The following is a 7,167-nucleotide window of genomic DNA, read 5'->3' as shown; positions in this document are numbered from 1 at the left end:
CGGCCGAGAGGCTCAGGTAGTCATTCATTCGGCCACCATCGGTCATTTGATCTCAATCCCATTGAGGACAATCAAGGGAGGTCGTTCTGCAGGACAGTGACACAGAGTCGCATTAGTTAATGATTAATCCATCATCGTCCTATTCTGGAAGCGATCATCATGTCTTCTGTGATTCAGGATTCCTACGATCAATTGCTCGAGAGGTCGAAAAGGCTTACCGTGCTGGGGACGACGGCAGCATTGGCCGGCTGGGACATGCAGACCTACATGCCCGCCAGGGGCATCGGGCTTCGCAGCGAGCAGTTGTCCCTGATGAGCATCCTGTATCATCAGGCATTGACCGACCCCAAGGTCGCCGAAATGCTGGAAAAGATAGAGGGGTCCAGGGAATACGCGGATCTCGGTCAGGAGCAAAAGAGGAACGTACACCTCATGCGCAAGGCCTATGATGAGACGTCCAAGATCCCCGAGGCCCTGGTAGCCAAGATGTCGAAGCAGGAGACCGTCACCTTCGATGCCTGGCGGAAGGCCAAGGCGGCAAAGGACTACAAGGCATACGCGCCAGAGCTCTCCAAGATGATCGAGCTCAAGAAGGAGGCGGCCCAGATATTGATGGACGTGAAGGGCATGAAGACCTCCTATGATGCCCTCCTCGATTCCTTTGAGCCTGGAATCACTGCGGATAAGATCGACGAGGTCTTCTCCGGCATGAGGGAAGGATTGGTAAGGATCGTCAAGAAGGTCGAATCGTCGGGTGTAAGGCCAGATGATAAATTCCTGTCCCGAACGGTCCCCATCGAGGCGCAGCGGAAGATCAGCGCTGAGGCGATGAGGTTCATCGGTTTTGTCACCGAGGGGGAAAGCGCCGGAGGCCGCCTGGACGAGGCCGAGCACCCGTTCACCACCGGCTACTACTCAGATGTACGGATCACGACCCACTATTACCCGAACAGGTTTTCCTCCAGCATCTATAGCGTCATGCATGAGGGCGGACATGCTCTTTACGAACAGGGCATACCGCAGGAATGGATGTACCAGCCGATCGGAACACCATGCAGCTACGGCATCCACGAATCGCAGAGCCGGTATGTGGAGAATATGATCGGACGCAGCCCCGAGTTCCTCTCGTACATGCTGCCGCGCCTGAAGAAGATCACCGGCAAGGCGCTCACGGGGATCAAGACCAACGACTTCGTGTCCGCGGTCAACATTTTCGAACCGTCGAAGGTCCGCATCGAGGCGGATGAGGCGACATACGGACTGCACATCATCGTCAGGTTCGAGATGGAGAAGGACATCATGTCCGGCAAGCTCTCCGTGGAAGAGCTTCCTCAGGCCTGGAATGAACGATACGACAAATATCTGGGCATGAAGATCGAGAACGATTCCGAGGGAGTGATGCAGGACGTGCACTGGTCGAGCGGTTCCCTGGGATATTTCCCCAGCTATGCCCTTGGCAACATATATGGCGGGATGTTCCTAGAGAAGATGGACAGGGACCTGCCATCGTGGAGGAAGGAGATCAAGGGCGGCAACTATCTTCCGGTGAAGCAATGGCTGGCGCAGAACATCCACTCCAAGGGCAGCCTCTACGACCCTGCCGACCTGGTCAAGAACGTCACTGGAAGGGACCTTGACATAGCGCCGTTCATAAAATACCTTGAGCGCAAGTGCAAGTATGTCTACGGGGTCTGAATCACCTTCTTCCCGAAGGCCCGGGTAATCATGCCCGGCCTTTAATTATTTCATGATTAGAAATATTGATTAAGGAGAATTGAATGGATCTGGTCGATTCAGCCTATGTGGATTCGGAGAACGAACTCTCCCAGGTATTGGCCTTCCTGAGCGAATCATATGGCATGTTCCACTCACTTCGGAACTGGTCGCTGACCCGGATGGGTGACTGGAGGTATGGAGGGAACTCTCGTTTCAAAGAGGTCGATCCTGATTTCTTTTCCAGGAACCTTCACGTATGGAGAGAGGGGGCTAGGATCGTCGGCTTGGCGGTCAGCGAGAGAGGAGATGTTATGACCCTGCAGGTGAGTCCTGACCGGCGAGACCTGGAGGACAGGATATTGACCTGGATCGAGGATCAGTGGGGTCGCGACAAGGACCGTATCGTCGTTTCCGCCTTCGCCCACGATGTCTGGAGACAGAACCTTCTGAAGAGGCGAGGATACCACATAACCGGCTCCCGATGGTTCCTGCGGAGGTACGACACGATGCTTTCGCCGCACGCATCTCCTCTGATGGATGGATTCTCTCTCACCGACCTCGGGCATTCCGGTGATGCCAATGGGACCATCGAGGTCATTAACAAGGCGTTCGGAAAGCAATCCATCAACCAGGAATGGTTCGAATCGAAGCGAAAGGCGCCCGGATTCCTGCCGAGCATGCTGGTGCAGGTTCTGTCCCCCGGGGGAAGATGCGTCTCATGCACTGAGGCGAGGATCGACTGGAAGCAGAACTATGCTGAGATCGACCCTATCGCCACCCATCCCGACTACCAGAGGATGGGCCTTGCCAAAGCCTGCCTTGCGGAGACCTTCAGACGTCTGGCGGGTATGAAGGTAAGGGACGCGTACATCGGTTCCGACACCGAGGCAGCACCTTCGAATCGAGTGTACGACGCCATGCTCCCGATCGAGAAGCTGGAGGAGTTCTCCTGGGAGCTGGCCCGATAAATATGGATCCGGTCCCGTTCATAGACAGCAAGCTATCTGGCCGTAGGTTTCATCGAGTGCCTTGACCGTCCTCCTTAGCCTCATCCTCAATGCTAAGACGATGCCTTCTTCGTCCGGGCAGCAGTCAGGCCCATTTGTCAGCCAGCTACGGTCGTTCTTCCATTCGTTCTTCAGGTATGCGTTCAATTCCGGGTCTTTGCTCATGCCTGATGATAACCACCGGCCCGGATTTCCCATTTCTACCGCCCTAGGGCGGAAAGCCGGCGATAGATTGATTGGCCTCCGGACGATGTATCTTAGTTCAGGTGATGAAACATGAAGTTCCTTGACACCTCTTTGAGAATGCATCATGACCGCACCTTCTGCAACTTCGCTGGACGGTATCCCGAGGCCAGAATGGCGCTTTGGTGCTTGAACGCGAATGAAATGCTCTACGTTTCAGCAAAGAGCCCAGAGCAGGCGGAGAGGATCGTCGAGGAGGCACAAACGGCCTTGGAAGTGGACCATTCGTTCCTGGATGGCGCCTCGGCAGTACTCACCATGAGCATATGTTCCTGCAACGACCCCAACTCGATCGATAATGTAGCGCATCGATGCCGATGTTGGCTCATTCCACCCGTCGTGTTCGTTGGGGGCTGGGCCCACTACCGGATATTCTCCCCTTCCCGGCCAGATCTGCGCCGGTTCATCGATATCTGCTCCAAGGACAGTGAGGTAGAGGTGATCTCCCACCATGGGCGGGAGAACTTGGACCTCATCCTGGACTCTGGTATCGTTCCCGTTCACCTGTTCGACGGCATCTCCGACCGCCAGCTCGGCGTCCTGGCCACAGCCTTTGACAGCGGACTATTGGATGTGCCGGCCAAGGTGGAGATGGACGAGGTTGCCAAAAGGGAAGGCATATCCCGTTCCACCTATGGCGAACATCTGAGAAAATCTCTGCACCAGATGGTCAAGAACTCCTATCCTCTGTTGAGATCGTATCAAGAGAGATCGCTTCAGCCACGTCGATAGGGAATCATTTCCTGGTCTTCACAGATTCTTGACCTTCTCCTCATATGCATGGATATCGAACTTGAGCCTTGCCCCGGTATAGGTCATCCTTCTCACCTTCCCGAGCACTTCCTTCGACTGCCAAGGACGGCCGTACAGGCCGCCAATGACCATCGCGATCCCGGTATAGCCGCTCGGATCCCGGCCATCCAGCGAATACCGGTCGTTGAGGTGGATGGCGAAGCTGAAAGCCTCCTCCGGGCTTCTGGTCCATTCCATGATCTTGTTCGCCCAATACTCTCTCAGATAGCCGTGGATCTTTCCCCGTTTGACCAGCTCCATCTGGGCGGCGTTCCACAGCGGATCATGCGTGAGCCCCTGGTCAAGCTGTTGTAGTGAATAGAGATGTTCCCTGATGTCAGACCGGTGGCCGTTGATCGTTCTCCTGGCCCATTCGGGCAGCGCTCCGACCGAATCATAGATCGGGGTGTGGAGGCAGAAGTTGTCGGCGATCTCCTTCTTGACCACTATCTGATCGATGAAAAGTGATTTGACGGATTCCTCTGCTCTGGTCGCCTTGACGTTCAGCACTGCCCTCTGCGATGAAAGCTGTCCGAAATGCAGGTAAGGTGACAGGTCAGATTGGGCGTTCTTCGAGGGGTCGACCAATCCTTCAGGATATTCAGACATCCTTTCTCGGCAGAATCTCTCCAAGGCGGCCCCGGCCTCTTCCTCTCCCGGAGATATCCAGACAAGGGGTTTGACCCCATCGTCCAGATGCAGGTTGTTCAAGGCCGCGTCCCAATCGGTCGGCTTCTGTTCCATCTCCCAGACCAGGTCCGGTCGAACCGATTCTGGGTAATCCACCAGATATTCTGGGAGCAAGGGGATGACCTTCTCTCGGAAACTGGCGAACGACATGACCCTACGCTTCGACACCTCACGGCATGGAACGATATTGTGGGCGTCCACCTCCACCACCGGTATGTCCAGGGCCGCCACCACTCTCTGTTTCCAATCCATGCTGGTCCTCAATGGGTCGAAATCAGTGACCAGCAGCCCCGCTCTCATGCGATACAGGAAGGCGGGAAGCTCGATCCCGGGTAGACCTTCCAGGAGGTAGAATCCGATGCCGGATTGTCCGAGCCTTGTCTCCAATTGTCGGAGACCGCCGACCATGAAATGATACTGCCTCAGAGTCGCCCCGAGATTCTCTTGATAAAGACAGAACACAACGCAAAGCGGAACCCCTTTATCGTTCGCCTCCTTCATGGCATAAATGAGCGCCCAATTGTCCTGGGCGCGCTGGTCCCGGTCCATCCAATAGATGACCCGGCCTCCGGAGTACGGCTTCTTGCGTAATACTACCGACCTCTTTTCGGCTATCTCCTTGGTCGTCATGGGCACTCTTCCATTCGATGAATACTATTCCAGGCGCTGATAGATAAAGCATGGTTGTTACGACGTTCTCCAGGATCCGTTCACCGATCTCGGAAGGGTTTATTATTCAATGGCACCAGAGTGTTACCGCATGAATCCCTATGACCAAGCCATCGAGGAGTATGCCTCGAAGAACACCCGGGATGTTGACCAGGTGTTCCGTGACCTGAAGGAGGAGACATATGCCAAGATGTCCAACCCGGGAATGCAGGTCGGTGAGGTGGAGGGTACTTTCCTGAGATTCCTGGTGGCGATGACCAGGGCCAAACGGGTGCTCGAGTTCGGAACCTTCACTGGCTACTCAGCAATGATGATGGCGTCCGCCTTACCCGACGACGGTGTACTCTACACGCTGGACCGAGATCCCGAGGCGGTCGATATCGCCAGGAAATATTTCCGCCGAGTACCTTATGGAAAGAAGATCAGAGTGGTCATGGGCGATGCCCGGGAGACCGTGCGCGATATTCATGGTCCCTTCGATATGGCCTTCATCGATGCGGACAAAGAGGCCTATGACCTTTACTATGAGGCCGCTCTGGAGATGCTCCGACCGGGCGGCATCATCGCTCTCGACAACATGCTCTGGTACGGAAAAGTCCTAGACCCCCCTGTCGATGACAAGGACGCTCTCGCCATAGTCGCCATGAACGAGAAGATAAATGGCGATAAAAGGGTCGAGAACGTCCTCCTCACCGTGAGGGACGGGATCATGCTGGTCCGGAAGCTGCCTACGCCTTAGCGAGCTCCCTGACCTTCTCGATGGACCTCTCAACGTGATCCTTGGGCTGTATGTTGGAAGAGAAGACCATCCTTATCACTCCGTTCTTGTCCACCACATAGGTCACCCTGCCTACGACATGCGCCAATCCATAGGCCCCAAACATGTCCCGGACCTTGTTGCCTGGATCCGACAGCAGAGTGAATGGCAGTTCATGCTCGATGGCGAACTTCTTATGCGATTCCACCGAATCGCCGCTTATTCCGAATATCTCAGCACCTTCCTTCTGGAAGGCCTCGTGCATCTCCCTGAATGCGTGGGCCTCCATCGTGCATCCCGATGTGAAATCCTTCGGATAGAAGTATATTACCAGCACTTTCTTGGCGATGTGCTCGGCCATGTCGACTTCCTTTCCGTCCTGGTCCAGCAGTTTGAACGCAGGTGCCTTATCTCCTTCCTGAAGTCCTTTCATTGAAATCACCGGCCTCATTCATTGAAGGCGATTAGATATAAGATATTCCTTTCGCCGAGTTATGGTCCATCTTGCTCCCTATTCATTTCCATTTCTCGAACATATCGAATTTCGACCTAAATGGCATCAATAAATTCCATAATGGATCTTTGGCACTGACCGGGATCGGAGAATATTCAATATAATCGGAATTGAATTACTATCGGACCGAGCTGAATCAAAAAAATTATTGAAGGCATGCTATGACTGGAAATAAAACAGACATGAGCTGCGATGATGAGCATAGGTCATTGGGTAAAGTCTTACCATTAGGTGGAATAATGGAAGCCAACCCTTACTTCTTTGCCTCCATCGTAGAATCCTCGAACGATGCTGTAATAGCCAAGAACTCAGATGGAATAATCACATTCTGGAATCGTGGTGCGGAGAACATCTATGGCTATCATGCCGAAGAAGTGATGAGTAAACCAATATCCATACTCATTCCTCCCGGGGTCGTGGACGAGGTGCCCGCAATCCTAGAGAGGATCAAGAAAGGGGAAAAGATCCACCATTATGAGACACAGAGGCGACGGAAGGATGGCCAGATCATTCAGGTCTCGATCAGCATATCTCCGATAAAAGACAAAGAAGGTCGCTTCGTCGGGGCTTGCACCATAGCTCGGGATGTCACCGAGGAGGTCGCATCCCGAAGGGCGGCAGAGGACAAGCTGGGCGGCGCATCACAATATGCGCGCAGCCTGATCGAGGCATCACTGGACCCATTGGTTACGATCAGCGCCGATGGGAAGATAACGGACGTCAACGAGGCGACCATCAAGGTCACTGGCGTTTCGCGCGATAATCTGATCGGCACGGAC

Annotated in this window: 8 protein-coding genes; 5 read left to right on the top strand and 3 right to left on the bottom strand. The window is 54.2% G+C overall.

What is annotated here, in order from left to right:
- Positions 1-159 precede the first annotated feature (159 nt).
- Together VGK23_05705 and VGK23_05700 are read left to right on the top strand one after the other, a co-directional pair.
- A complete protein-coding gene (locus VGK23_05705; GenBank protein ID HEY3420030.1) occupies positions 160-1,695 on the top strand; it encodes a carboxypeptidase M32 in 1,536 nt (511 codons plus the stop codon).
- An 83-nt stretch (positions 1,696-1,778) separates the two neighbouring features.
- Positions 1,779-2,684 (top strand): GNAT family N-acetyltransferase, encoded by a 906-nt coding sequence (locus VGK23_05700; GenBank protein HEY3420029.1) that lies wholly within the window; start codon positions 1,779-1,781, stop codon positions 2,682-2,684.
- Positions 2,685-2,702: 18 nt separating this feature from the next.
- On the opposite strand, the gene VGK23_05695 is transcribed toward VGK23_05700, so the two are convergent.
- Positions 2,703-2,888, bottom strand: a complete 186-nt coding sequence (locus VGK23_05695; protein ID HEY3420028.1) for a hypothetical protein — start codon at positions 2,886-2,888, stop codon at positions 2,703-2,705.
- Positions 2,889-2,999: 111 nt separating this feature from the next.
- Here VGK23_05695 and VGK23_05690 point away from each other — a divergent pair, with 111 nt between their 5' ends.
- The gene (locus VGK23_05690) at positions 3,000-3,698 is read left to right on the top strand and encodes a helix-turn-helix domain-containing protein (GenBank protein ID HEY3420027.1); all 699 of its coding nucleotides are present in this window, start codon (positions 3,000-3,002) and stop codon (positions 3,696-3,698) included.
- Positions 3,699-3,716: 18 nt separating this feature from the next.
- On the opposite strand, the gene VGK23_05685 is transcribed toward VGK23_05690, so the two are convergent.
- Positions 3,717-5,078, bottom strand: coding sequence for a deoxyribodipyrimidine photo-lyase (locus VGK23_05685; GenBank protein HEY3420026.1), 1,362 nt, complete (start codon positions 5,076-5,078; stop codon positions 3,717-3,719).
- A 109-nt stretch (positions 5,079-5,187) separates the two neighbouring features.
- Here VGK23_05685 and VGK23_05680 point away from each other — a divergent pair, with 109 nt between their 5' ends.
- Entirely contained in the window at positions 5,188-5,856 is a 669-nt protein-coding gene (locus tag VGK23_05680) for a class I SAM-dependent methyltransferase (protein HEY3420025.1), read from the top strand.
- Here the strand turns inward: VGK23_05680 and VGK23_05675 are convergent.
- The gene (locus VGK23_05675) at positions 5,846-6,307 is read right to left on the bottom strand and encodes a peroxiredoxin (protein ID HEY3420024.1); all 462 of its coding nucleotides are present in this window, start codon (positions 6,305-6,307) and stop codon (positions 5,846-5,848) included. The two genes, VGK23_05680 and VGK23_05675, sit on opposite strands and share 11 nt — an antisense overlap.
- 320 nt (positions 6,308-6,627) lie before the next feature.
- Here VGK23_05675 and VGK23_05670 point away from each other — a divergent pair.
- On the top strand, positions 6,628-7,167 hold a 540-nt coding region (locus VGK23_05670; protein HEY3420023.1), incomplete at its 3' end, for a PAS domain S-box protein.

Source organism: Methanomassiliicoccales archaeon (assembly GCA_036504055.1).
Classification (GTDB): Archaea; Thermoplasmatota; Thermoplasmata; order Methanomassiliicoccales; family UBA472; genus DASXVU01.
Note: the sequence above shows the minus strand (reverse complement) of the source record. Positions and strands in the feature narration are given on the sequence as shown.